Consider the following 25,282-nt stretch of genomic DNA (forward strand, 5'->3'; position numbering starts at 1 on the left):
AGCCTTAATTTTCGGGCCTTTTTGCGGCCCTTGCGGCTAAGTGGGCCGCCGGCGCACCAGGAATTTCTGCATGCCCTCCAGCACCAGCTCGCGGCGCTGGTTGTGCACGGTCGAGCGCAAGGTCACGACGCCGGTGGTCTTGCCCGGTGACAGCTCGATCACCTCGAGCGCCGGGTAGATGGTGTCGCCGGCATAGACCGGCTTCAGGAACTTGCTCGACTGCTCCAGGAAGCCGACCAGCGACTCCTCGACGACATAGGGAAACAGCCCCGCGCCGGGCGCGGTGTGCACCAGGGTCTGGAAGCCATGGGCGAGCAAATCGGGCATGCCGCGGGTGCGGCAATATTCGACGTCGTAATGGATCGGATGGGTGTCGCCGCTGGCGGTCTGGAACGCGGCGAACACCGCCGAGGTCTGGGTCCGGCTCGGGATCACGAAGCGCTCGCCGAGCACGAAATCCTCGAACCAGCGCTGCGCGGGGACCATGCGATGCTGGGTGGGGTCGAAGTCGCTCATGCGGCGTTTCCTGCTCTGTTTCTTGACGTGATGGCCCAGCCGTAGCGCAGCTGCGGCACTGCGACAATTGGTTCGATATGCCCGCGCCGGGGTTGTCCTGCACGGCCACCTCGGTAAAACCGGCGTCCGGACCTGCCCGACTCAAGTGGCGGCGATAACAAGACAACAATGAGCCTGTTCGCAAAACTGTCCTCCTACGACGATCGATCGGCGCGGCTCGCCGGCATCGGCTTGATGCTGCTGTCGATCTTCATGTTCTCGTTCGGCGATGCGATGGGCAAATTCATCGTCGCGACCTATTCGGTCGGGCAATTGCTGTGGCTGCGCGCCTGCGCGGCGCTGCTGGTGCTGCTGCCGATCGTGTGGAAGCGGCGCGCGGACTTCCTGCATCTGGAGCGGCCGTGGCTGCAATTGCTGCGCGTCACGCTGTCGACGCTGGAGGTCGCGGCGTTCTTCCTGGCGACGGTCTATCTGCCGCTCGCCGACGTCATCACCTACTACCTCGCCGGACCGATCTTCGTCACCGCGATGTCGGGCCTCGTGCTCGGCGAGCATATCGGCTGGCGGCGCTGGACCGCGATCCTGGTCGGCTTCTGCGGTGTGCTGATCGCGCTCAGGCCATCCGCGCAAACCATCAGCTGGCCGGCGATGATCGCGCTCGGCGGCAGCCTGTCGTTTGCGGTGCTGATGCTGATCACGCGCTCGCTGCGCGCGACGCCCGACATCGTGCTGGCGACATCGCAATTCGGCGGCACCTTCATCCTCGGCCTTGTGCTGTCGCCGTTCGGCTGGGTGACGCCATCGGCCGGCAGCCTGGTGCTGTTCTTCACCGCCGGCATCATCTCGGTCGCGGCGCTGCTCTGCGTGAACCGCTCGCTGAAGCTCGCGCCGGCCAGCGTGGTGGTGCCGTATCAGTATTCGATGATCGTCTGGGCGGTGATCTTCGGCTTCGTGGTGTTCGGCGACGTGCCGTCCTGGGCGACGATCGTCGGCGCCGCCATCATCATCGCGGCCGGCCTCTACATCTTCGTGCGCGAGCAGCAGCTTGGACGCACGGACTCCGCGGTGAATCCGCCGGCGTAACCGCGTTGTCGTCCCGGCGAAGGCCGGGACCCATAACCACCGATGCTGATTGCTGCATAGGCTGGAGCCGCGGCTCGGTCTAACAACGACTATTTGTGGAAATGGGTCCCGGCTTTCGCCGGGACGACAACCTTGGTTGCGGAACGGTCGAGAACTAGCTCTCCCGCCGCTTCGAGCTATTCCAGCGCTTCAGCGAGGTCCAGACGCCGCGCGACAGGCGGAAGGCGTCGACCGGGCTCGACGAGCCCAGCGCCTCGAAGCGATGCAGCTCGACGCCGCTCCACTGGAAGCCGCACTTCTCGAGGATGTTGCGCGACGATGGGTTGACGACGCGGGCGCCCGCGATCAGCTGGTCGAGATCGAATTCCTCGAAGAAGTAGTCGATCACAGCGCGCGCGGCCTCGGTGCCGAAGCCCTGGCCCCAATAGTCGACGCCGAGCCAGTAGCCGAGTTCGGCCGATGTCTCCTCGCGCCAGTCGATGCCGACCATGCCGATCGGCGTGTGATTGTTCTCGATCAGGAAGACGGTCTCGCGGCGGCGGGCGCCGAGCGCGCGCACGAAGTCGATGGCGTCGTCCTGGGTATAGGGATGCGGCAGGCGGCGGGTGTTCTCCGCGATGCGGCGATCATTGGCGAGGCGTGCGATTGCTTTTACGTCCGCGAGCGTCGGCTTGCGCAATGTCAGCCGTTCGGTCTCGAGGACGCAAGCTCTTGCCTCGCGCAAGGTCGGCGTCGGGATTTCCTGCAACATGTCGAGCTCCTGTGATGCGACGATCGGTACGCAACGCTTGGAACGTCACGCGCGGTCGAACCGGATCGCGCGCAACAAAAAGGGGAGGCCGGTCATCCCGCCTCCCCTTGGAGCTCTTTGCTGCTCCGCCGGTTCAACAGGACCCGGCGGACTCATGTGTGTCCACCGTCTACTCGGCCGCCTGCGCCATCGGGATAACCGATACGAATGTGCGGCCATTGGCTTTGGCACGGAACTCGACATGACCCTCGACCTTGGCGAAGAGAGTATGATCGGTGCCCATGCCGACATTAAGGCCGGGGTGCCAGGTGGTGCCGCGCTGACGCGCGATGATGTTTCCGGGGATCACGCGCTCGCCGCCGAACGCCTTGATGCCAAGGCGCTTGCCCTTGGAATCACGTCCGTTGCGCGATGAACCGCCTGCTTTTTTATGAGCCATAGCTCGTCTCCGACTTCGCTTTGATCTCTAGATCAATTCCTTGACGGAATCATTTCACGTTTTGTCACGCTTCAAATCTGAAAGCGCGACGATCACTTCTTCTCGCTCTTGGCCGCCGCCTTCTTGGCGGGAGCCTTCTTCGCGGCCGGCGCCTTGGCGGGCGCCTTCTTCTTGGCCGCCTTCGGTGCTGCGTCCTCGCCATCGGCGGGCGCTGCGACCTTTTCCTTCTTCGGCCGCGGGCCGATGGTCGGCTTGGCGTTATCGGCGAGGATCTCGGTGATGCGAAGCACCGTGAGTTCGTCGCGATAGCCGCGCTTGCGGCGTGAATTCTTGCGGCGACGCTTCTTGAACGCGATCACCTTGGCGCCGCGCTTGTGCTGCAGCACTTCGGCTGCAACGGTCGCGCCCGCGACGGTGGGCGTTCCCAGCACCGGCGTGTCACCGCCGAGCACCAGAACTTCGCCTAGCTGCACGATCGTGCCGACGTCGCCGGCGATCTTGCCAATCTCGAGTACATCATTCGGAACGACACGGTACTGCCGGCCGCCGGTTTTGATGACTGCGAACATCGTTTGATTCCTTCGTGTTCGGTTCCGGCCTCGGACCGATGGTCCGGGTCGGCTTTTTGTTCAGTCGCTATGGGTTAGGTGTTTCGCGCGAAAGGGAATGAATTCCCAAATGGCCCGCACAAAAACAATCGGCGCGAGAAATCCCCGCGCCGGATGGGCGGACTTATAGCCGCAAACGACGGGGAGTCAAGGTAAAGCAGGGCAAAAACCGGCCAAAGATGAAGGGTTTGGCGCGATTTCGGCCCGGATTGCCGGCTCAAGCCGCGGTCTGGGCCGCCGCCCGCGCGTGACGGCGGATGGTCTGCGGCGGCTGTCCCAGCACCCGCAGGAACGCCCGCCGCATCCGCTCGCGGTCGGCAAAGCCAGTCTCGCCGGCAATTTCGTCCATCGAATGCGGCCGTCACCGATCAGCTCGCGCGCCGCCTCGACCCGCAGCTGCTCGATCGCCTTGGCCGGGGACTGGCCGGTCTCGGCGCGGAAGGCACGGCTGAACTGGCGCGGGCTGAGCCGCGCGACCTCGGCCAATTCCTCCACCGACAGCTCGTTGCGCAGATGCGCCTTGGCGTAATTGAGCGCGTTCTGCACCCGGTCGGATTTCGGCGCGAGCTCGAGCAGCGCCGAGAATTGCGACTGTCCGCCGGTGCGGCGGTGGTAGACGACGAGCTTGCGCGCCACCGAGCGCGCGACCTCGACGCCGAGATCATGTTCGATCATCGCCAGCGCCAGGTCGATCGTCGCGGTCATGCCGGCGGAGGTCCAGATCGGGCCGTCGGTGATGTAGATGCGGTCCTGCTCGACCTTGAGCCTCGGAAACCGGGCCTGCAACTCGGCCGCGAATTGCCAGTGCGTGGAGACGCGGCGGCCATCGAGCAGGCCCGCCTCAGCCAGCGAGAAGGCGCCGATGCAGGGCGCGGCGATCCGCTGCGATGCCGTCACGGCGCGGCGAATGTAGTCGATCAATTTCGGCGACGCCGGATGCAGCTCGTGGCCGGCGCCGATGAACAGCGTGTCGAAGCTGCGCTCGCCGAAGGCTTCGGTTTCGACATTGAAGCCGGCGGACGACCGCACCGGGCCGCCATTCTCCGACAGCAGCGTCACCTCGTAGAACTGCTCGCCGGCGATCAGATTGGCAACCTCGAAGGCGGTGATGGCGGTGAAGCCCATCACCTGGAATTCCGGAAAAACGACGAAGCCGATCTCCTGCATGGAACTCTCCAACGGCGATAATCGATGTCCTAAAAAGGTGTATATATGACATTTGAGACATACAAGGGGCTCTGTAAAACCTGACCTGCGGCCAAAACCGGCCGTCCAGGGTCAAACAGGAGACCAACATGACCAAGTCAGCCAAAGGAACGGCGCTCGTGACCGGTGCGTCGTCCGGAATCGGTGCCATCTATGCGGACCGGCTCGCACGGCGTGGCTACGATCTGATCCTCGTCGCACGCAATCGCGAGCGCCTCGATGGGCTCGCCAAGCGTCTCGCGGCGGAGACAGGCCGATCGATCGAGATCGTTGCCGCCGACCTCAGCAAGCGCGCCGACGTTTCGCGGATCGAATCCATTCTGCGCGACAATGCCGGCATCAGCGTGCTGGTGAACAATGCCGGCGTCGGCGCCACCGCGCCGCTGCTCGCATCCGACGTCGACAAGATGAGCGACATGATCGCGCTCAATGTCGACGCCTTGATGCGCCTGACCTATGCGGCGGTGCCGGGGCTCGTCGCGCGCGGCGGCGGCACCATCGTCAACATCGCCTCGGTCGTCGGCGTCCAGCCCGAGCTGCTCAACGGCGTCTACGGCGGCAGCAAGGCCTTCGTGCTGGCGCTGACGCACTCGCTGCAGCACGAGCTGAAGGACAAGAACATCCGGGTCCAGGCCGTGCTGCCCGGCGCCACGGCCACCGAGTTCTGGGACATCGCCGGTACGCCGGTCGCGCATCTGCCCGGCGAGATCGTGATGAAGGCCGAGGACATGGTCGATGCCGCGCTTGCCGGCCTCGACCAGGGCGAGGTCTTCACCGTGCCGTCGCTGCCGGAGGCTGCGGATTGGCAGGCCTATGAGGCCGCCCGCCAGAAGCTGATGCCGAACCTGTCGCGCAGCGCGCCCGCGGCGCGCTACGGGGTGAAGGCTGCCTGAGACCTGCGCAATTGCGTCCCGCAGCGGCCAACGCGCGCTGCGGGACGCAACCATTTGAGTTCCTGATTGTTAGTGCTGGGAACCTCAAGCGGGCAGGCGAATGGCTGAAGACGTTGGACTGACCACGGGCATCGCGCACCACGGCGCCGCGCGGCTGCCTTCCGTCGACATCGACAGCTTCAACATCGAGCTGAAGGACGACGAGGGCTTTCTCGGCGATCGCGCCTCCAAGGGCGCGTTCCGCAAGATCTTCGACCGCTGGCGCAAGCCGCTGCGCAAATCCGGCGAGGACCCGTTCGGCGACGAGCCGTCCGACAAGATCAGCAAGAAGAAGCTCGACGAGATGCTGGTCGGCGATGACACCGAAGCCTCCGCGGTTGTGCACAGCGCGATCGAGGAGTTTGCCCAGGAGCTCGCCTATGTGACGCGGCGCTTCCTCAACACCAAGGCCTGGGCCAAGACCGAGCGCATCGTGGTCGGCGGCGGCTTCCGCGACTCCAGGCTCGGCGAGCTCGCGATCGCGCGAACCGACATCATCCTGAAGTCGGAGGATTTCAAGGTCGATTTGGTGCCGATCCGCTTCCATCCCGACGATGCCGGGCTGATCGGCACGCTGCATCTGGCGCCATCGTGGATTTTCGAGGCCCATGACGGCATGCTCGCGGTCGACATCGGCGGCACCAATATCCGCTGCGGCGTCGTCGAGACGCGCTGGAAGAAAGCGCCGGATCTGTCCAAGGCGACGGTCTGGAAATCGGAGCTGTGGCGTCACGCCGATGACGAGCCGACGCGCGAGGGCGCGGTGAAGCGGCTGGTGAAGATGCTGAAGGATTTGATCACGGCCGCCGAGAAGGAGAATCTCAAGCTCGCGCCGTTCATCGGCATCGCCTGTCCCGGCGTCATCAAGGAGGACGGCGGAATCGAGAAGGGCGCGCAGAACCTGCCCGGCAATTGGGAGAGCAGCAAGTTCAACCTGCCGGCGAGCCTGGTCGAGGCGATCCCGCAGATCGGCGATCATGATACCGCGATCGTGATGCACAATGACGGCGTGGCGCAGGGGCTGGCCGAGGTTCCGTTCATGCAGGATGTCACGCGCTGGGGCGTGCTGACCATCGGAACCGGGCTCGGCAATGCCCGCTACACCAATCGCAGGAAAGACAACGGCAAGGGTGAGAAGAAGACCGAGAAAGACAAGAACGTCGAGGGCGACAACGGTGAGAAAAAGGCCAAGAAAGCCAAGAAGGCCGACGCCTGAAGATTTCCTCCGTGGTCATACGGCCTGGGATCGCGCGGTAAGGTTGATCGGTTAGGTTAAGATCGGCTTCGCATTGCCGATCCAGCGGGCGCCGCTACCGTGGGCCGTGTCGCTCCCGCCGACCGGCGAAGCCGCACTTCCCGGCCAGCAATACTAAAAAGCGGCACGGGACCGCCAGTTTTTGTCGCGTCCTGGCGGTCCCACCACTTTCTACCTCCAATTGATCCGCTCGAAGAAGCCGGCGATCTCCGCGGCTGCGCGATCGGGGTCCTCGCGATGCGGGAAATGCCCGACATCGGGAAACATCGCGAGATCCAGGTTGGAGAAGGTCTCGCCCAGCCGGTCGGTCCATGAGTAAGGAAACAGCGGGTCGTGTTCGGCCCAGCGGATGCAGGTCGGCACCGTGATCGGCGGCAGCACGGGCGCTTCCCCTTGCATCATCTTCACGCGCCCCGCGTGTGAGGCGCGATAATGAGCGAAGCCTCCGGCGAGGTTGCCCGGCTTGAAGAAATTGTCGGCAAAATCCTCGATCACGTCGTCGAACGCCGCCTTGCGGTGCGACCAATTGTGCAGGAAATGACCGATGTAGGTGCGGCAGCTCTCCCTGGTAGCGCCGACCAGCGCGGGCGCCATCTCCATCTGGTGGAACGACTGATACCAGATGTGATTCAGCCGGTCGGGCGCGGCCATCCGCGGCCCGATGCCGGGATAGACGAAATCGAAGAACATCAGCCCGGCGATGCGTTCCGGCGCCTTGCGGGCCAACGGCTGCATCACGGCGCCGCCGACGTCGTGGCCGACCACGCCGGCCCTGTCGATGCCGAGGGCGTCCAGCAGCGCCAGCATGTCGTCGGTATGCTGATCGGGGCCGTAGGGGCCTTGCGGCTTGTCGCTGTCGCCGAAGCCGCGCAGGTCGGGCGCGATCAGGGTGTAGCGGTCGGCGAGCCGCGCCATGACAGGCTTCCAGGTCAGCCAGAACTCCGGCCAGCCGTGCAGCAGCAATAGCGGCCTGCCGCGGCCGGTCCGCACGACGTGGAACGCCGCGCCGTTGGCTCGAATCGTTGCGTGATCCATGGTCCGCTCCTGCTGGCTTTGGCCCGCTCGCGCGCCGATCGAGCGCGAGGTGTCCCGCTAGCGCCTTGTTTCCGCGTACTTTCTCACGTTGGCCCGGTACTTCGGCGGTACGAGGCCGCGGTGGCGGAAATATTATTGCAGCGCCTTGTCTGTCCCGCCAACCTCGCCTAGAACACGCCCCGACCGCGGGTGGCGCAAATCACCCGGGCCACTGGAGAGGTGGCAGAGTGGTTGAATGCACCGCACTCGAAATGCGGCATAGGTGCAAGCCTATCGGGGGTTCGAATCCCTCCCTCTCCGCCACCCTTAGCCTTGCGGGTTCTGGTGACACGACCAGCCCTGCTGGATCACTCGAAGCGTCGTGCAGACCCGCCGCTTCCTCAAAATGACATCGATGGATTTGAGCGCGCGCCGTGTGCAGCCGTAGTTGAAAGTGCACGGGCAAGTCGCGTCACTCGTTGCGGCTGAGAGGCCCGTGTCGCTGCCGGCGCGGCTTTGCGGCGCGTCGTTAACCTTAATTTTTCCTTTCGATTGTCGATAAAGTTTTATCGATTATCCTCGCGACAGTTGGGCGGTGTGACGAACCGCACGATGAGAGGCGAGAGCCGAGTAGCTCGACAGCCTCTCTGAAATCGAAGGGTGGGCAGAGCGCAGTGCCAGCCACCTTTCGGGCTGTCCGGCGGCGGCCGGCGGGGCAAATCAATTTTGAAATGCATTCGATTGCCAGGTTGCGGCGCATATCGCGCCGCATGATGCTTCACAATTGGGATGTTCCAAATGACGCTCGCGCATTTATTGATCGCGGTCGGTGGCGGCTTTGTGCTGCTGGCAGGCTTCGTCGCATTTGCCCTTTGGCGAAACGCACTCCATTCGACAGCGCGGATTTAGCAACCGGCGAAATCTGACTCCGGCGGCCTCGCTCATGGGGGTGAGTGAAGCCTGCGGGGATGGCCGCACCGCCGCGCGGCCTGACAGCCGAGCACCGCGCCTACACCTGCCCCAAGGCGACGCGTGCTCGGCTGTTCATTATTCAAACAGCCTTCACCGTTCGAAGCATTGATCGTGTGAAGGCAACTCGCTTCGACGCTGAGAGCGTCGGCGAGGGAGATCGATCACTGTGTGCCGTAGCGAGGTCCATTGCGCTCCCCGCGCGTCAATGCGGCCTCGCGGAACGTGCGATCGGTTCCGTCGCATAGGGGATGTTGTGCAGCTTGTCGGGATTGCGGGTCACAAAGATCGCAACGACGCGTTCGTTCTCGATCTGCAAGGCTGTCGTTTGAACGAGGCCATCCTCGATGGTGATGAAGCCGGGCAAGCCGTTGATGGTTGCGTAGCGGATCAGGCGTGACGGATGCACGTCGAACAGGCGGGCGAGCCCCGCGAAACGCTCCATCGCCGCTTCGAGCCCGACCAGCGGTCGAACAGGCGCCGGGACCCGGCCGCCGCCATCGGCATAGACCACGACATCTTCGGCGAGCATCGCGCGCAACGCGGCGAGGTCGCCGGTTCGCGTTGCCGCGAAGAAGGCATTGGCGAGCCGCTGGCCTTCTTCATTGCCGACCACGAACCGGGGCCTAGCATCGTGGATGTGCGCGCGTGCGCGGCTCGCGAGCTTGCGGCAGGTCGCCGCCTCGCGGCCGATCGTCTCGGAGACCGCATCGAACTCCATTCCGAACACGTCATGCAGCAGGAAGGCCGCCCGTTCGAGGGGCGACAGGCGTTCCAGTGCGATCATCAGCGGCAGGATCAGATCGTCGGCGGTCTCTTCCTGCTCGGGATCGAAGAACGGTTCGGGCAGCCACGGTCCGATATAGGCCGCGCGCCGGCGCCGTGCGGATTTCAGTTCGTTAAGGGATAGCCGGGTGACGATGGTGTAGAGCAGGGCCCTGGGATCGCGCATTTGGTTGCGATCGGCGGCGAGCCAGCGCAGCCAGGCATCGTGAACGACGTCCTCCGCGTCGGCCACCGAGCCGAGCATCCGATAGGCCAGCCGGATCAGCCGCGGCCGCAAATCGGCGAAGATCTCGGCCGCCGCGGTTTCAGCCGCCTCCTTCATGAGGCCGCCCGCATGGCCGCGGCAGCCGCGTCACGGCCGCGCGCAAACTGAATTGCAGTCTCCGCCACGCGCCGTCCGAGGTGGCGGGCGGTCGCGAGATCAGATTCGGGCGGCGCGGTGTCGGCACCCTCGTCGGTGTTCGATTGTGCCCCGGCGCCGAGCCAGAACCCCAGTCTGTTCGGATCGGCGTCCGATCCCGATGCGGAGTTGTTGCCGGGAGGCAGATCGAGATTGACCCAGTGCATGCCGTGCTGGGCGGCGAACAGTGCAAGCTGGATCAATGTGGAGAGCTTGTCGCCGGCATGGGCCCCTGAATTGGTGAAGCCTGCCGCGAGCTTGTCCTTCCACCGGTAGCCCTTGGACATCACGGCACTTGAGGTTGCTTCCTGAAAGGCTTTGAAGGCCGCAGACGCAGCGCCCATGTAGGTCGGCGTGCCGAAGATCAGTGCTTCTGCACCCAGCAGATGATCCCAATTCTGTTCCACGCTCTCGACAGACACCAATAGGGCCTCCGCGCCATCGACATCCCCGACGCCGGACCTGACGGCCTCCGCCTGGCGCCGGGTGTGGCCGTAGGCGCTATGATAGACGATCGCGATCAGGGTGCGACCGCCTCCGGTTCCGATAGTGTGCATGCTGTCCTCTGCTGCTGCTATTGCCGAAGCTAGGACAAGGCAGGGCGTCGAAACGTGACATGCCCTCCGAACTTTCTTGACCGCCGCTCAGGTTGGTGGCCGCTGGCTCCTTTGCATGGGGTTGTTTTCGATATTTTGGTGGGAGCCGCGGTCGCCGAGCTCGAACCTGCGGGTGATCCCGATCGCCTCCAGGAAGGCCTCGTCGTGGCTGACGACCAGCAGGGCGCCGTCATAGGCGCGCAGTCCGGCCTCGACCGCCTCCATCGAGTCGATGTCCAGATGGTTGGTCGGCTCGTCGAGGATCAGCAGCGGTGGTGGCGTTGGCCCGCCCAGGACGCAGGCGAGACCGGCGCGGAGCAACTGGCCGCCGCTCAGGCTCGCGACGACCTGCAAGGGCGCATCGGCGCGAAACATGAACCGCGCCAGTGCCGCCCGGCAGGCGTTCTCGTCGGCATCCGGATTGATGCGGCGGAAATTATCCAGGATCGAGGCCCGCGCATCGAGCAGGCTGACCGCCTGATCGAACATCGCAAAGCGGGTCATCACCTCGACGCTGCCACACGCCGCGGTCAGCTCGCCGCTGACGAGCTTGAGCAACGTCGTCTTGCCGGCGCCGTTCGGGCCCGCGATCGCGACACGCTCCGGACCCGACATGGAGAAGGTGAGGCCGCGCAGGATCGGCGCGTCCGCGCTGTAGCCGGCCTCGGCGGTCTCGATTCGCAGCACCATCCGGCCCGCGGGCAGATGCGTCGACGGCAGTTGCACCGAGAACGGTTGCAGCACCTCGATGCGCTGGCGTGCGGCGGCGGCGAGGTCAACTGCTTGCGTTCGCCGCCGCTCGGCGAGCCTGGCCGTCTCGCCGCCGCTGTCCTCGCTGCGATCCCGGCGCAGCCCGGCGGCGATCCGCGGCATGTCGCCCTTGGCGCGCTTCCTTGCGCCGGCGCCGTCCTTGCGCGCCTTCTTCTCCGTCGCTTCCCTTGCCTTGCGATCGATTTCGGCGACGCGCTTCTCGGCATCATCCAGATCGTGCCGTGCTGCCGAGAGCTCGATGGCCTTGCGCGCGCGGTATTGGCTCCAATTGCCGCCGTAGCGCCGGGCCTCCAGCGAGGTCAGTTCGACGATCGCATCCATGGTCTCAAGCAGTTCGCGATCGTGGCTGACGACGATAGCGCCATGCCGCCAACTGGCGAGCAGGTCGATCACCGCCTGGCGTCCGGCGCGGTCGAGATTGTTGGTGGGCTCATCCAGCAGCAGGAAGTCGGTTTCTGCGAACGTCAGCGCAGCGAGGCGCGCCCTTGTGGCCTGTCCGCCTGATAGCATCGCCAGCGGCACGTCGAGCACATCGTCCAATCCGACACGCGCGAGTGCGGACGCGATGCGGCTGTCGAGCGTCCAGTCGATATCCGCAAGCTCCTCAGTCGTCGCAAGGCCCTGCCCGGCACGGTGCAACGCGGCCAATGCGCGGCGCGCGCCGAACAGGTCGATGACGGATTCGTCCGGCTTCACCTGCACCGTCTGATGCAGCATCCCGACGCGTCCCTGAACCGAGACCGCGCCGGATTGCGGCGCCTGCCGGCCTGCGATCAGGCCGAGCAGCGTCGTCTTCCCAACGCCGTTCCTGCCGACAAGGCCGATCCGTTCAGGGCCGAAGGTGAGATCGATATTGGAAAGGAGAACCCGGCCGTCAGGCGCGGACAGGGTGAGATTCGAGAGCGTGATCGATGCTGGCATGGCGATGGATATCCCGGTGGGCAAGGCTGATGGGCGTTGCTGTCCGGATGAAATCCATGGCCGTCGGCATCCTCTCGAATTGATGATTGATGAGCTGTAGTCGCGTATTGCGCCGGGATCAAGGCGCGCAGCGAAGCGTCACGCTGCTTCGGCGAAGGTCCAGCGGTTGGGATCGGGCGTGTGGCCGATCAAGGCGAGACCATATGCGATCGATTCGAACTGGTCCGCCGAGGTCAGCCGCGCCTCGCCGAAACGCTCGGCGAACAGGCGCTGCACGGCCGGCACGAACGAGGTGCCGCCGGTCAAAAACACCTTCTCCACGTCGCGTGCGGTGATGCCGGATTTCGCCAGCGCCTCGTCCACGGTGGCGCCCAGCCGTTCGATGTCGTCGGCGATCCAGGATTCGAAATCGTCGCGCGTCACGGTGGCGCCGATGTCGATGCCTTCGCGGGCAAAGCGGAACTCGACACGGTCGCGGCTCGACAGCGCGACCTTGGTGTCGGAGACGGCGCGGTACAGCGCGAAGCCGAGGTCGTGATCGACGATGGTGATGAAATCGTGCAGCGGCGCCGGATCGAGCGCGGTGCGCGCGAGCTGCTGCAATTCGCGGAGATCGCCATTGCCCCGCATCATCGCCAGCTGGTGCCAGCGCGCGAGGCTCGAATAATAATGATTGGGGATCGGCAGCACCTTGTCGAACGAGCGGTAGTTGGTGCCCTTGCCGAGCCGCGGCGAGACGATGTGGTCGACGATGCGGTAGTCGAAGGTGTCGCCGGCGATGCCGATGCCGGAATGTCCCAACGGCTCGGCGCGCAGCACGCCGCCCTTGCGCGAGAACCGCATCACCGAGAAGTCGCTGGTGCCGCCGCCGAAATCGGCGACCAGCACCGTGGCATCGTGGTCGAGGCTGCGCGCAAAGGAGAACGCCGCACCGACCGGCTCATAGACATAGCGCGCGTGCCCTGCGCCGAGCCGCTCGAATGCGGCCCGGTAGCGCTGCATCGCGAGCTCGTCGTTCGGATTGCCGCCCGCGAACTTCACCGGGCGGCCGACCATGATGGTCGGTGCGCCCAAATCGAACCCGTCGCCGGCATGGCGCGTCAGCGTGCGCAGGAACGCCGCCAACAGGTCCTCGAACTTGTAGCGTTGCCGGAAGATTTGTGTGGTGTTGAAGGCCGAGCTTGCCGCGAAGGTCTTGAACGACTGGATGAAGCGATGGATCGTGCGTCCCTCGAGGAACTGCTCGATCGCCCACGGCCCGCCCTCGGCGCGCGGATGCAGGCCGGCGCCGGGCCGTTCCTCCCAGAAGCACAGCGCGGAGACATAGACGCTATGCGTGCGGCCGCCATGGTCGAAACGGATCGCCTCGACACGGCCATCGGCGTCGGACAGCGCGACCACGGTGTTGCTGGTGCCAAAATCGACGCCAATCGAGACGGCGGGCGGAGCGCTCGACATGTCATGCTCGGGATTTGATGTGAAAGGGGACGGACCCTTAGCGGCTTTGGCCTGACTTGCCAACCCTTCCCGATGCTACGGAATTCACGATCAAGAGAATGACGGCAACAGCGCCGTTGCGCGGTGGTCCGCGGCGGAACTGCCGTATGACGCAATGATGTCGATGTGCTGCGGCCTAATCCTTCAATGCATAGGCGATGACATAGTCGCCGCGTTTGGTGCCGAACGAGCCGTGGCCGCCGGCCGCGGTGACTACATACTGCTTGCCGCCGGCTCGTAGCTCATCGGTGTCGATTGCGCGCCGGCGGGCAGGCGATCTTCCCACAGCACCTTGCCGTCACGCACGTCATAGGCCCGGATCGTGTACTCGTAGGTGCCGGTGTAGAACGCAACGCCGCCGGCGGTGGTGATGGGGCCGCCCAGCATCGGCACGCCCATCTTGAACGGAAGCGGCAGCGGCGTGGTGTCCCGGATGGTGCCGTTGGGATGCTGCCAGACGATCTTCATCGTTTTCAGATCGATCGCGGCCATCGAGCCCCATGGCGGCCGGTAGCACGGCACGGACAGCGGCGAGAGGAAGCTCGAAATATCAACCCCGAACGGCGTGCCGTACATCGGCTGCGTTCCGACCTCACTGCCGACCGGCTTCTCGGCGGTCGGCGCCGGCGGATTTTGTGGACCCCGCGGAATCAGCCGTGACGCGAACGGCAGCGACATCGGGTTGGCGATCGCGATCTGCCTGACAGGATCGATCGCGATACCGCCCCATTCGAACATGCCGAGATTGCCGGGGAAGACCAGCGTGCCCTGCAACGATGGCGGCGTGAACGTGCCTTCGTAGCGCAAACGATGGAACATGATCCGGCACAGCAGCTGATCGAAGATCGTGCCGCCCCACATGTCGGCGCCAGTCAGCTTCGCCTCCGGGCGGAATGTCAGTTCGGAAAACGGCTGCGTCGGCGCGCTACGGTCACCGGGCGCCGGCCCCTGCGGCACCGCTCGTTCCGGCGCGGGTACGATCAATTCACCGGTCCTGCGGTCGAGCACGAAGATATTGCCGACCTTGGTCGGCTGGATGATCGCGGGAATGACGCCCTTCGCCGTCGTCACATCGACCAGGCTCGGCTGCGAGGGAACGTCCATATCCCAGAGATCATGATGCACGGTCTGGTACGACCAGGCACGCTTGCCGGTGTTGACGTCAAGCGCGACGATCGAGCTCGAATAGCGCTCGACCAGCGCATCGCGATTGCCGCCCCAGATGTCGGGTCCGTTGTTGCCGGTCGGGATGTAGACCAGATTCAATTTCGGATCGAACGAGGCGGTGATCCAGGAATTCGGTGAGCCGTTGGTATAGTGCCGCGTCGGCGACGGCAGCACGTTCTCGTCGGCCGCGGCGGAGTCCCAGGCCCAGACCAGTTTGCCGGAGTAGACGTCGAATCCGCGGATCACGCCTGAGGGCACCTCGACCGCGTAATTGTCGATCACTGCGGCGGCAACGACCAAAATCTTGTCGCTGACGACAGGCGGCGACGTCGGCTCGAAGAAGCCGGCGGTGGTGATCCCCATCCCCTGCTGCAGGTCGAGGATGCCGTGATCGGCAAAGCTCTCGCAGGGTTTGCCGCTGTCGGCATCGAGCGCGATCATGCGGCCGTCATTGACGGGCAGGAAGATCCGCCGCGGGCACTCCGCAGGCGCGGGATTGCCGCTGGAGTCGACGGCGCCCGCGGCGGTCTCGTGATAGGAGACCCCGCGGCAGGTCATGTGCTGGAACGTCTTGTTGTGCACGAGCTTGGGGTCGTAGCGCCAGCGCTCGGTGCCGGTCCTGGCGTCGAGCGCGAACAGCACCTGGTGCTGCGAGCAGAGATAGAGCGTGTCGCGCACCTTGATCGGGGTGACCTCGAAGGTGGTCTCACCGGAATCCTCCGGCGTCTTGACGTCGCCGGTGCGGAAGGTCCAGGCGACCTTGAGGTTGGCGACATTGTCGGGCGTGATTTGTTTGAGCGGCGAATAGCGCTGTCCGAACTGCGTCCGTCCATAGGCGCGCCAGTCGCCATCCGGCTGCGGGTCGGCTTCGCCTTGCGGCACGGCAGGCCCGGAGGCGGCAATCGTGCCGTCGATGTCGTGATAGCTCGTCAGCAGCCCGCCCACCAGGACGGCAGCTGATGCCACGACGCCGATCCAGAGCGGCGCTGTCGCACGCGCGTAGGACACAGGCTCGCCTCGCGTCAGGGCGCGAACGATCACCGGCGTCAGCAGCCAGAGCGCCATCGGGAAGATGATGTCGCCGCGCGCCGCGAGCGGCCACCAGTCGAAGCGCACCTCGTGGACAGCCCATGCCAGCGTGCCGACCAGCACGATCGCAAATAGCCACAGCGCCGAACGGCGCTGCATCAGCAACAATGCGGCCGTGGCGAGGATGCCGACGCCGAGGACAATGTAGAAGATCGATCCACCCAAGGCGGCGAGCCAGATGCCGCCGGCCGCGAGGACCAGGCCGATCAAGGCGTAGACGATAGCTGTGATGAAGACAGCCCTGGATCGCTGCATGGTCGCTCCGGTGCGCAAGAGGGACCGGGCTTGTCGTGCAAGCGCAACAGACCGTGTCCGCCGTCAAGGACTGTGGTTCAGTCGACCGCAACTTGCAACCTGGAACTGCGATCTTGATGCTGCACAAGCGCGCAAAGGGGCATGCGAAACCTGCCGAAGAAGAATCGTTCAAATTGCGCGTGCACCATTCGACGGGAGCAACAGGCCGGCGGCGCTGACGCAAAGGTGACGGGACTTCAGCGAATTTTGTATCGACGCGCTCTTCCAGTCCCGTGCAGGCACTGCTCTATACCGTCGGGCAGACTCCCCGCTGAAGGCCGGCTCGCAGGAGAAGCAAAATGACACTGAACCCTACAGCCAAGAATTATCGCGTCGCGGTCGCCGCCTACGAGGCGGGCCGGCCCAGCTACCCCGCGGAGATCGTCGCCGCGCTGCCGCTTCAGGCCGCGCGCTGTGTCGTCGATCTCGGCGCCGGAACCGGCAAGTTCACCCGCCTGCTGTTGCAGCATCTGACCGCGACGACGCGTCTGGTCGCGGTCGAACCGGTTGCCGAGATGTCGGCGAAGCTGGCGCAGGAAGCGAAGGTGGAGGTCATCAACACCCGCGCCGACGCGATCGATCTCGCAACCGGCAGCGTCGATCTCGTGACCTGTGCCCAGGCGTTCCACTGGTTCGACAACGAGGCATCGGTCGCCGAGATCGCGCGCCTGCTGCGTCCCGGCGGCACGCTGGCACTGGTCTGGAACAACAGGGACGACCGTGCGCCGTGGGTCGAGGCGTTGTCCGTCATGATCGAGAAATACGCGGGAGACACACCGCGGCAACGCTCTGGCCACTGGCGCTGGATCTTGAAGGATCCACGCTTCGTGCTCGAGAAGGAGATCGTGCAGGATCATCCGCACCGGATGGCGCGGCAAGGCGTCTATGAGCGCGTCGTGTCGACGAGCTATGTCGCCAATCTTCCCGATGCGGAGAAGGCGGCCCTTCGCGACAAGACCGACCAAATTCTGCGCGAAGCCGGTCTCGGCGACGCTGAAGAGGTGGTGTTTCCCTATGTCACGCAGTTGTTTCTGCTGAAGCGCGTCTAGACGCCGCTATTGCGCGGCACGGCCTTGCTCGACGGCCTGCTTCAGACGCGGCAGCGTCATGCGCCAGTAGAAGGCAACATGCTTCGCGCCGGAGTCTGCGCCGATTTCCCATCCGTTCCCGCGCCGGATCGGCGACGGCGGCACTTGCTGGGTTACTGTCAGTATTGTCTCGCCGCTGTCGGTCGCGAGCACCATCGTGACCGTTGCATAGCATTGCGGAACGTCCGGCAGGCCGGAGACCTGTGACCAATAGGAGTATGCGAGCCGTATTGGCGGCTCGACATGGAGGACGCGGCCCTTGTCGCGATAGCGCTTGGCGCCGATCTCCGCCTCGATCTCGATCTGCGCGCCGATCTGCCAGTCGGTCGTGAAATGCGCGTTGCGCCACGTCTCGCCCGCCTTGGGATCCAGGATCGTGTCCCACACCTGCGTCGGCTGTGCGGCGATGCGGATCGATTCGGTGACAGTCTGCAAGACGGCCGTTTCATTTGTCATCGCGAGCTCGTTTGTCGCCGGCGATCTTCCATTTCCCATCCGCGCCACGCCGCAGCGCCGGATCGCCGATGCGGATGTGCTGTGCGAGGAAATCGATGAAGGCACGCACCCGTGCCGGCAGTGGACCGGCGTGGCCGACATAGACCGCGTGGATGTCCTCACGATCGCCGGGATTCAGGTTCTGCAATACCGGCACCAGACGTCCGGCCTCGATATCGGGACCGATGTGGAATAGTGCCAGCCGTGCCACACCGATGCCGCCGAGCGTGAGCTGGCGCGCGGTCTCGCCGTCGCTGGCGCGGGCGACCGGCGGCGGCAATGCCTCTTCGATCTTTTCGGCGCGGCGGAACGGCCAGCCGCGGATGCTGCGCGGAAAGGTCCAGCCGACGCCGCGATGGCCGGCGAGGTCGGCCGGCGTCTTCGGGATGCCGTGGCGAGCGAGATAGGACGGCGAGGCGACCACCGCCATGCGGCTGGTGCCCAGCTTGCGCGCGATCAGCCGCGAGGCGCCGAGCGGGCCGGCGCGGATCGCGACATCGGCGCGCGCCTGCATCAGATCGACCAGCGTGTCGGTCAGCACGATGTCGAGCGTGATGTCGGGATGCTCGCGCATGAAGCGCGGCAGCAGCGGCATCACGTGCAGCATGCCGAACGGGATGTTGCTGTTCACGGTGAGATGGCCGCGCGGCACGCAGGAGGCGGCCTCGCGTTCGGCCTCGTCGATGTCGGCGAGGATGCGCTGCGCGCGCTGGTAGAACGCCTGGCCCTCCTCGGTCAGTTGCAGCTTGCGCGTGGTGCGGTTGACCAACCTTGTGCCGAGCCGCGTCTCGAGCCGGGAGACCAGCTTGCTGACGCCCGACGGCGTCTGGCGAAGGCTGTTGGCGGCGGCGGTGAAGCCGCCGAGGTCGACGACCCGGACAAACACGTCCATCTCGCCGGAGCGGTTGGTGTCAATTCGGGCCATCTTGAATTCACGTCACAAATGATTGGATTGCGGCCATTCTAATCCTTCCTCGTCCGGACCGCTATGTCGCATTGCGGAATCCTCGTCCTCCGGAGCGACACATGCCTCTCGCAGTCCTTGCCTTGACCGCCGGTGCCTTTGGCATCGGCACCACTGAATTCCTCATCATGGGACTGTTGCTGCAGGTCGCCGCCGACATGCATGTGTCGGTTTCCGCGGCGGGTCTGTTGATCTCCGGCTATGCGCTCGGCGTGTTCGTCGGCGCCCCGATCCTGACGCTCGGGACGCGCAAAATGCCGCGCAAGGCGGTGCTGCTGGCGCTGATGGCGATCTTCACGCTCGGCAACGCGGCCTGCGCGCTGGCGCCGAACTACGAGCTCCTGATGGCGGCGCGCATCCTGACCTCGCTGGCGCACGGCACCTTCTTCGGCGTCGGCTCGGTGGTCGCGACAAGCCTCGTCCCGGAAGACAAGAAGGCGTCCGCGATCGCCACGATGTTCATCGGCCTCACGGTCGCGGCCCTGCTCGGCGTGCCCTTCGGTGCATGGTTCGGCCTGATGCTGGGCTGGCGCGCTGCGTTCTGGGCGGTGGCGGCGATCGGCGTGGCCGCGTTCGTCGTGCTGGCGCTGCTGGTCCCCGGCCATGTCGGCGCCAAGGACAAGCCGGTGCCGCTGCGCGAAGAACTCGCCGTGCTCGGCCGCCCGCAGGTGCTGCTCGGGCTCGCCATGACGGTGTTCGGTTTCGGCGGGCTGTTCGCGGTCTTCACCTACGTGCAGCCGATCCTGACGCGGCTGACCGGATTCTCCGACGCCGCGGTCTCGCCGATCCTGCTGGTGTTCGGCGCCGGCCTTGCGATCGGCAATGTCGCCGGCGGCCGGCTCGCCGACAAGGGACTGGCGCGTGCGTTGCTCGTTTCCCTTGGCGGCCTCGCCATTGTCCTGGTGGGGCTCTCGGCTGTCATCTCGATCAAGGCTCTGGCTGTGGCGCTCTTGTTCGTGCTTGGCATCGCCGCGTTCGCGACCGTCGCCCCGCTGCAGCTTCGCGTGCTGGAAGCGGCCGGTGTCGAAGGCCGGACACTGGCCTCCAGCCTGAACATCGCGGCCTTCAATCTCGGCAACGCGCTTGGCGCCTGGGCCGGCGGCGTCACCATCGATCGCGGCCTCGGCCTCGGCGCGCTGCCGCTGGTCGCCGCCGTCATCACGGCAGTCGGATTGCTGCTGGCGCTGTGGAGCCTTCGGCTCGATCGGCCGGCCGTGCTGGCCGCGCAGTGCCCGGCGGAATGAGCTGCATCATAAGGAGTATGACCATGGAATATCGCAATCTCGGTGGGTCCGGTCTGAAGGTCCCGGCGCTCAGCTTCGGCACCGGCACGTTCGGCGGCCAGGGACCGTTGTTTTCCGCCTGGGGCCGCAGCGATGCCGGCGAGGCACGGCGGCTGATCGACATCTGCCTCGAGGCCGGCGTCAACCTGTTCGACACCGCCGACGTCTATTCGAACGGCGCGTCGGAAGAAATCCTCGGCGCCGCGATCAAGGGCCGCCGCGACAAGGTTCTGATCTCGACCAAGACCGGGCTGCCGATGGGCGACGGCCCGCTCGACGCCGGCACCTCGCGCTATCGCCTCGTCGCCGCGGTCGACGCTGCGCTGCGCCGGCTCGGCACCGATTACATCGATCTGCTGCAGCTCCATGCCTTCGACGCCTTCACGCCGATCGAGGAGGTGCTGTCGACCCTCGATACGCTGGTGCGTGCCGGCAAGCTGCGCTATGTCGGCGCCTCGAACTTCTCCGGCTGGCACTTGATGAAATCGCTCGGCATCGCCGAGCGGCAGGGCTGGCCGCGCCATGTGGCGCACCAGGTCTATTACTCGCTGGTCGGCCGCGACTATGAATCCGAGCTGATGCCGCTCGCGCTCGACCAGGGCGTCGGCGCGCTGGTCTGGAGCCCGCTTGGCTGGGGCCGTCTCACCGGCAAGATCAGGCGCGGCCAGCCGCTGCCCAAGAACAGCCGCCTGCACGAGACCGCACAGTTCGGCCCGGCGGTCGACGACGAGAAGCTTTACGCGATTGTCGACGCGCTGGACGCTATAGCCGCAGAGACCGGCCGCACGGTGCCGCAGATCGCGATCGCCTGGCTGCTTACCCGTCCGAGCGTGTCATCCGTCATCATCGGCGCGCGCGACGAGGCGCAGCTGCGTGACAATCTCGGTGCGGTCGGCTGGTCGCTCTCGCCGGACCAGATCGCGCGTCTCGATAAGGCTAGTGCGGTGATGCCGGCCTATCCGTACTACCCCTACCGGATCCAGGAGGGCTTTGCCCGGATCAATCCGCCGCCGGTCTAGGCTGATCGCTGCAAAGCGGCAGCGCAGGGCGCAGTCTCACGCCTCGAACTTGGTCTCGCACACCTGCCGGCGGTACTCCGCCGGCGTCACGTTCATGTGCTGCCGGAACACGCGATTGAGGTGGCTCTGGTCGGCGAAGCTGCGAGCAGCGCGATCTCCTTCAGCGCCACGCGGTCCCTGCGCAGATGCTGGCACGCATGCTCGACCTTGCGCCGCAGGACGTAAGCATGCGGCCGCATGCCGTAGTGGATGCGGAACTTGCGGGCAAACTGCACCGGTGTGCAATTGCAGATGTTGGCAAGCTCCTCCAGCGTGATGTTGCGGGAGATGTTCTGCTCGACATAGTCCTCGATCAGCCGCGCATGCGCCGGCCTGAACCTGCCTTGTGCGCAGGGCATCTTGAACTCGATGGCGGCGTATTTGCGCAGGATGTGCACGCTGGCCTGCAGCGCCAGCGCGTCGTAGCAGAGCCGGCCGCCGGGTCCGCCCGCGGCGATTTCCTGAACCATCTGATCGTTGATCCAGGTCAGCATCGGGTCCTCGACCTTGAGCAGATCGTGAAGCTCGACCGTTTCGGCGTCACGGTCGAACGCTTCGCTCGCGGTCTTCGTCATCAGCGTCGGCGAGATGTAGAAATGGCTGACCTCGATGTCGTGCTGCCAGCGCCAGTTCGAGGGCTCGGCGCGCGTCAAGAGCGTCGTGACCCCGCGACCGACATGATCTTGCTTCCACGCACCGGTGACGCGGCGATTCATCGACGTGACGCCGTCGCGATAGATCACGATGAGGTAGTTCTCCGACGGCGGGACCCAGATGTCGGACGGCGCATAGCGGAAGATCCGCAGCCGGAAATCATTGCGGCCGACCGGCGAACTATCCAGCTTCAACTCGCCGGGAGCGTAGCGCGGCAGCTCCTCGACAGTGATCAACTGGCCCATCGCGCGAGCCTCCTCCCTGGATTCATCGGCGGTTGTCCGCTTCTTCTTGTTCTTCTTGGCCGGACGGCTGAGCGCAGAATAGGCCGCTTTCGCCATTTGCCAAGGAGACCAATGGCCGAGGGCGATGGCGCGGCCGCGTTCCAGAGATTGTCGGTTTCATCCAAGCCCCGGGAGCCGCAAGCCCCATAGCCTCCTCTGCGTCCCGGCAGCCTCGTCCATGCCGCCGGGGCCCAAATTGGCGCAACGCACCGTCATTCCGCGGCCAGCGGGGTGGGAAAGGGCGTGCGAGAGACCACACACAGGAGGAAATCATGACCGCGACCGCAACCAGGTCCAATGGCAGCAATGGCGCGCACGCGACATCCAAATTCGACGCCGTGGTGATCGGCGCCGGCGTTGCCGGCCTCTATCAATTGTTCCGCCTGCGCGAGCAGGGCCTGAATGTCAGGGCTGTTGACGCAGGGTCGAGCGTCGGCGGCACCTGGTACTGGAACCGCTATCCCGGCGCACGCTTCGATTCCGAAGGTCACACCTATCAGTATCTGTTCTCCGAGGACCTCTACAAAGGCTGGAGCTGGAGCGAGCGGTTTCCGGGCCAGCCGGAGATCGAGCGCTGGCTGAACTACGTGGCCGACCGTCTCGACCTCAAGAAGGACATCCAGTTCGAGACCACAGTGAAGAGCGCGCATTTCGACGAGGCGACGCAGCGCTGGCAGGTCACGACCGACAAGGGTGAGGTGATCGACACCCAGTTCCTGATCACCTGCTGCGGAATGCTCTCGGCCCCGCACGTGTCGTTCCCGGGACAGGAGACGTTCAAGGGCAAGCTGTTCCACACCGCGCGCTGGCCGAAGGGACCGATCGAACTCGCCGGCAAGCGCGTCGGCGTGGTCGGCAACGGCGCCACCGGAATCCAGGTGATCCAGTCGATCGCCGGCGAAGTCGGCCATCTCAAGGTGTTCATCCGCACCCCGCAATACATCATTCCGATGAAGAACCCGAAATGGGACGCGTCGGATGCGGAGGCCTACAAGTCGAAGTTCAAATTCCTCACCGAGCGGCTGCCGAAGACCTTCACCGGCTTCGAGTTCGACTTCGAGCACGCCTGGGCCGACCTGACGCCGCAGCAGCGCCGCCAGGTGGTCGAGGATTGCTGGAACGACGGATCGCTGAAATTGTGGGTGTCGTCCTTCGCCGAACTGTTCTTCGACGAAGCCGTCAACGCCGAGATCACCGAATTCGTGCGCGCAAAGATGCGCGAGCGGATCAAGGACCCCAAGCTGTGCGAGCAGCTGATCCCGACCAATTACGGCTTCGGCACGCACCGGGTGCCGCTGGAGTCCAATTTCCTCGAGGCCTTCCATCGGCCCAATGTCGAGATCGTCAGCGTCAAGGACAATCCGATCGCCCGCATCACGCCCGAAGGCATCCAGACTGCCGACGGCACGGTGCACGAATTCGACGTCATCATCCTGGCGACCGGCTTCGATGCCGGTACCGGCGCGTTGACGCGGATCGATATTCGCGGCCGCGACGGCCGTTCGCTGAAGGAGGATTGGGGCCGCGATATCCGCACCACCATGGGCCTGCAGGTTCACGGCTATCCGAACCTGTTCACGACGGCGGTGCCGCTCGCGCCTTCGGCCGCGCTTTGCAACATGACCACCTGCCTGCAGCAGCAGGTCGAGTGGATCGACGATTGCATCAAGTACATGCGCGGCAACAACCTGAGCGTCATCGAGCCGTCCAGGGACATCGAGGATCAGTGGGTGGCGCATCACGATGAGACCGCCAACGCGACGCTGATCGCGAAGACCAACTCCTGGTATCTCGGCTCGAATGTCGAGGGCAAGCCGCGCCGGGTGCTGTCCTATTGCGGCGGTGTCGGCACCTACCGCCAGAAATGCGACGAGGTCGCCGCGAGCGGCTATCGCGCTTCGCCATGCAGTAGGACCATGCCGTCAACATCACAAACATGGGAGGAAAACAATGAGCACGAACTTCAGTGCGGCAGCAGATGCGATTCTCGACGGCGTCGTGACGTCGAATCCGCGCGTCCCCGGCGTCGTTGCGATGGTGACTGACCGGCATCGCAACATTTATGAAGGCGCCGCCGGCAAGCGCCGGCTCGACCAGCCGGCCGACATGTCGACCGACAGTGTGTTCGCCATCTTCTCGACCACGAAGGCGATCACGGGCACTGCGGTCCTGCAACTCGTCGAGGAGGGCAAGCTCGATCTCGATGCGCCGGCCAAGACCTATGCGCCCGATATCGGCAAGCTTCAGGTCATCGAGGGCTTCGACGACAGGGGCGAGCCACGGCTCCGTGCGCCGAAGCGCGACATCACGACCCGCATGCTGATGGTCCATAGTGCGGGCCTCAGCTACGACTTCATCAATCACACCTACAATCGTCTTGCTCAGGAGAAGGGACAGCCGAGCGTCATCACGGCGTCCAAGGCCTCGCTGATGACACCTCTGCTGTTCGATCCCGGCGAACGGTGGGAGTATGGCACCAACATGGATTGGTGCGGGCAGATCGTCGAGGCGATCACCGGAAGGCGGCTCGGGGAGGTCTTCAAGACGCGGATCTTCGAACCGCTCGGCATTCAGGACACGGCGTTCGAGCTCACCGACGGCATGCGCCGCAAGCTTGCCGGCATTCACGCCCGCAACGCCGACGGCTCGCTGACGCCGATGGATTTCGAGTTGCCGGCCAATCCGGAGATCCACATGGGCGGCCACGGGCTCTACGGGACGATCGGCGACTACATGCGCTTCATCCGCATGTGGCTGAATGACGGCGCCGGCGAGCACGGCCGCGTCCTCAAGGCCGAGACGGTGCGGATGGCCGAGAAGAACCACCTCGGCAACAGCAAGGTCACCGCGATCACGGGCGTGATCACCTCGCTCGCCAACGACGCCGAGTTCTTCCCCGGCCAGTCGAAGTCATGGGCGCTGAGCTTCATGATCAACGACGAGCAGGCTCCGACCGGCCGTCCCGCCGGCGCGCTTGGCTGGGCCGGTCTCGCCAATTTGTTCTACTGGATCGACCGGCAGAACGGCTTCGGCGGATACTGGGCAACGCAGATCCTGCCGTTCGGCGATCCGGCGTCGTTCATCGGCTACATGAATTTCGAAACGGCGTTCTACGAATCCCTGAAGCTGCGCAAGGCGGGCTAGAGCGTGATCCGGAAAAGC

The 25,282-nt window shown here is 65.0% G+C and carries 20 protein-coding genes, 1 tRNA gene and 2 pseudogenes; 9 read left to right on the top strand and 14 right to left on the bottom strand.

Features of this window, described 5'->3' with window-relative positions; translation table 11 throughout:
* Positions 1–36 precede the first annotated feature (36 nt).
* Entirely contained in the window at positions 37–516 is a 480-nt protein-coding gene (locus ALC15_RS30375) for a MaoC family dehydratase (RefSeq protein WP_050630466.1), read from the bottom strand.
* 168 nt (positions 517–684) lie between these two features.
* Here ALC15_RS30375 and ALC15_RS30380 point away from each other — a divergent pair, with 168 nt between their 5' ends.
* Positions 685–1,599 carry a DMT family transporter gene (locus ALC15_RS30380; RefSeq protein WP_050630467.1) on the top strand — a complete coding sequence of 305 codons (915 nt, stop codon included), beginning with the start codon at positions 685–687 and terminating at the stop codon, positions 1,597–1,599.
* 154 nt (positions 1,600–1,753) lie between these two features.
* Here ALC15_RS30380 and ALC15_RS30385 read toward each other — a convergent pair whose 3' ends face one another.
* The 4 genes and pseudogenes from ALC15_RS30385 to ALC15_RS30400 all read right to left on the bottom strand — a co-directional run bounded on the left by ALC15_RS30385 (position 1,754) and on the right by ALC15_RS30400 (position 4,564).
* Positions 1,754–2,350, bottom strand: coding sequence for a GNAT family N-acetyltransferase (locus ALC15_RS30385; RefSeq protein ID WP_050630468.1), 597 nt, complete (start codon positions 2,348–2,350; stop codon positions 1,754–1,756).
* A 169-nt stretch (positions 2,351–2,519) separates the two neighbouring features.
* Positions 2,520–2,789: a 50S ribosomal protein L27 gene (gene rpmA, locus ALC15_RS30390; RefSeq protein WP_021080922.1), complete on the bottom strand. Its 270-nt coding sequence runs from the start codon at positions 2,787–2,789 to the stop codon at positions 2,520–2,522.
* Between the two features lie 92 nt (positions 2,790–2,881).
* A complete protein-coding gene (gene rplU, locus ALC15_RS30395) occupies positions 2,882–3,358 on the bottom strand; it encodes a 50S ribosomal protein L21 (protein WP_050630469.1) in 477 nt (158 codons plus the stop codon).
* A 256-nt stretch (positions 3,359–3,614) separates the two neighbouring features.
* Positions 3,615–4,564: pseudogene (locus tag ALC15_RS30400) on the bottom strand (GlxA family transcriptional regulator).
* A 128-nt stretch (positions 4,565–4,692) separates the two neighbouring features.
* Between ALC15_RS30400 and ALC15_RS30405 the strand changes: the two are divergent.
* Together ALC15_RS30405 and ALC15_RS30410 are read left to right on the top strand one after the other, a co-directional pair.
* The gene (locus ALC15_RS30405; RefSeq protein WP_050630470.1) at positions 4,693–5,496 is read left to right on the top strand and encodes an SDR family NAD(P)-dependent oxidoreductase; all 804 of its coding nucleotides are present in this window, start codon (positions 4,693–4,695) and stop codon (positions 5,494–5,496) included.
* Between the two features lie 100 nt (positions 5,497–5,596).
* Positions 5,597–6,751 carry an ROK family protein gene (locus ALC15_RS30410; RefSeq protein WP_050630471.1) on the top strand — a complete coding sequence of 385 codons (1,155 nt, stop codon included), beginning with the start codon at positions 5,597–5,599 and terminating at the stop codon, positions 6,749–6,751.
* Positions 6,752–6,961: 210 nt separating this feature from the next.
* Here ALC15_RS30410 and ALC15_RS30415 read toward each other — a convergent pair whose 3' ends face one another.
* Complete coding sequence (locus tag ALC15_RS30415) at positions 6,962–7,825, bottom strand: alpha/beta fold hydrolase (protein ID WP_050630472.1); 864 nt, start codon at positions 7,823–7,825, stop codon at positions 6,962–6,964.
* A gap of 213 nt (positions 7,826–8,038) precedes the next feature.
* On the opposite strand from ALC15_RS30415, the gene ALC15_RS30420 reads away from it, so the two are divergent.
* Positions 8,039–8,128, top strand: a tRNA-Ser gene (locus tag ALC15_RS30420).
* An 850-nt stretch (positions 8,129–8,978) separates the two neighbouring features.
* On the opposite strand, the gene ALC15_RS30425 is transcribed toward ALC15_RS30420, so the two are convergent.
* From ALC15_RS30425 to ALC15_RS30445, 5 genes and pseudogenes are all read right to left on the bottom strand, one after another.
* A complete protein-coding gene (locus tag ALC15_RS30425) occupies positions 8,979–9,881 on the bottom strand; it encodes a sigma-70 family RNA polymerase sigma factor (RefSeq protein WP_050630473.1) in 903 nt (300 codons plus the stop codon).
* Positions 9,878–10,516, bottom strand: coding sequence for a flavodoxin family protein (locus tag ALC15_RS30430; protein WP_050630474.1), 639 nt, complete (start codon positions 10,514–10,516; stop codon positions 9,878–9,880). The genes ALC15_RS30425 and ALC15_RS30430 overlap by 4 nt, the downstream gene beginning before the upstream one ends.
* Before the next feature lie 87 nt (positions 10,517–10,603).
* Positions 10,604–12,247, bottom strand: a complete 1,644-nt coding sequence (locus ALC15_RS30435) for an ABC-F family ATP-binding cassette domain-containing protein (protein WP_050630475.1) — start codon at positions 12,245–12,247, stop codon at positions 10,604–10,606.
* 138 nt (positions 12,248–12,385) lie between these two features.
* Positions 12,386–13,705: an Hsp70 family protein gene (locus ALC15_RS30440; RefSeq protein ID WP_050630476.1), complete on the bottom strand. Its 1,320-nt coding sequence runs from the start codon at positions 13,703–13,705 to the stop codon at positions 12,386–12,388.
* A 175-nt stretch (positions 13,706–13,880) separates the two neighbouring features.
* A pseudogene (locus tag ALC15_RS30445) lies at positions 13,881–16,255 on the bottom strand (glucose/quinate/shikimate family membrane-bound PQQ-dependent dehydrogenase).
* A gap of 338 nt (positions 16,256–16,593) precedes the next feature.
* Between ALC15_RS30445 and ALC15_RS30450 the strand changes: the two are divergent.
* Complete coding sequence (locus ALC15_RS30450; RefSeq protein ID WP_050630477.1) at positions 16,594–17,343, top strand: class I SAM-dependent methyltransferase; 750 nt, start codon at positions 16,594–16,596, stop codon at positions 17,341–17,343.
* Positions 17,344–17,349: 6 nt separating this feature from the next.
* On the opposite strand, the gene ALC15_RS30455 is transcribed toward ALC15_RS30450, so the two are convergent.
* Positions 17,350–17,838: an SRPBCC family protein gene (locus ALC15_RS30455; protein WP_050630478.1), complete on the bottom strand. Its 489-nt coding sequence runs from the start codon at positions 17,836–17,838 to the stop codon at positions 17,350–17,352.
* A complete protein-coding gene (locus tag ALC15_RS30460) occupies positions 17,828–18,802 on the bottom strand; it encodes a LysR family transcriptional regulator (protein ID WP_050630479.1) in 975 nt (324 codons plus the stop codon). Before ALC15_RS30460 ends, ALC15_RS30455 begins: the two co-directional genes overlap by 11 nt.
* A gap of 101 nt (positions 18,803–18,903) precedes the next feature.
* Between ALC15_RS30460 and ALC15_RS30465 the strand changes: the two genes are divergently transcribed.
* Both ALC15_RS30465 and ALC15_RS30470 read left to right on the top strand, forming a co-directional pair.
* Positions 18,904–20,085, top strand: a complete 1,182-nt coding sequence (locus tag ALC15_RS30465) for an MFS transporter (protein ID WP_050630480.1) — start codon at positions 18,904–18,906, stop codon at positions 20,083–20,085.
* A gap of 23 nt (positions 20,086–20,108) precedes the next feature.
* Positions 20,109–21,143 carry an aldo/keto reductase gene (locus tag ALC15_RS30470; RefSeq protein ID WP_050630500.1) on the top strand — a complete coding sequence of 345 codons (1,035 nt, stop codon included), beginning with the start codon at positions 20,109–20,111 and terminating at the stop codon, positions 21,141–21,143.
* 92 nt (positions 21,144–21,235) lie between these two features.
* Here the strand turns inward: ALC15_RS30470 and ALC15_RS30475 are convergent, their stop codons facing one another.
* Positions 21,236–22,177 (bottom strand): AraC family transcriptional regulator, encoded by a 942-nt coding sequence (locus ALC15_RS30475; protein ID WP_244486330.1) that lies wholly within the window; start codon positions 22,175–22,177, stop codon positions 21,236–21,238.
* Between the two features lie 215 nt (positions 22,178–22,392).
* Here ALC15_RS30475 and ALC15_RS30480 point away from each other — a divergent pair, with 215 nt between their 5' ends.
* Positions 22,393–24,165 (top strand): flavin-containing monooxygenase, encoded by a 1,773-nt coding sequence (locus ALC15_RS30480; RefSeq protein ID WP_244486331.1) that lies wholly within the window; start codon positions 22,393–22,395, stop codon positions 24,163–24,165.
* Positions 24,071–25,264, top strand: coding sequence for a methyl acetate hydrolase AcmB (gene acmB, locus ALC15_RS30485; RefSeq protein WP_050630481.1), 1,194 nt, complete (start codon positions 24,071–24,073; stop codon positions 25,262–25,264). The genes ALC15_RS30480 and acmB overlap by 95 nt, the downstream gene beginning before the upstream one ends.
* Positions 25,265–25,282 lie beyond the last annotated feature (18 nt).

It is taken from the genome of Bradyrhizobium viridifuturi (assembly GCF_001238275.1).
GTDB lineage: Bacteria > Pseudomonadota > Alphaproteobacteria > Rhizobiales > Xanthobacteraceae > Bradyrhizobium > Bradyrhizobium viridifuturi.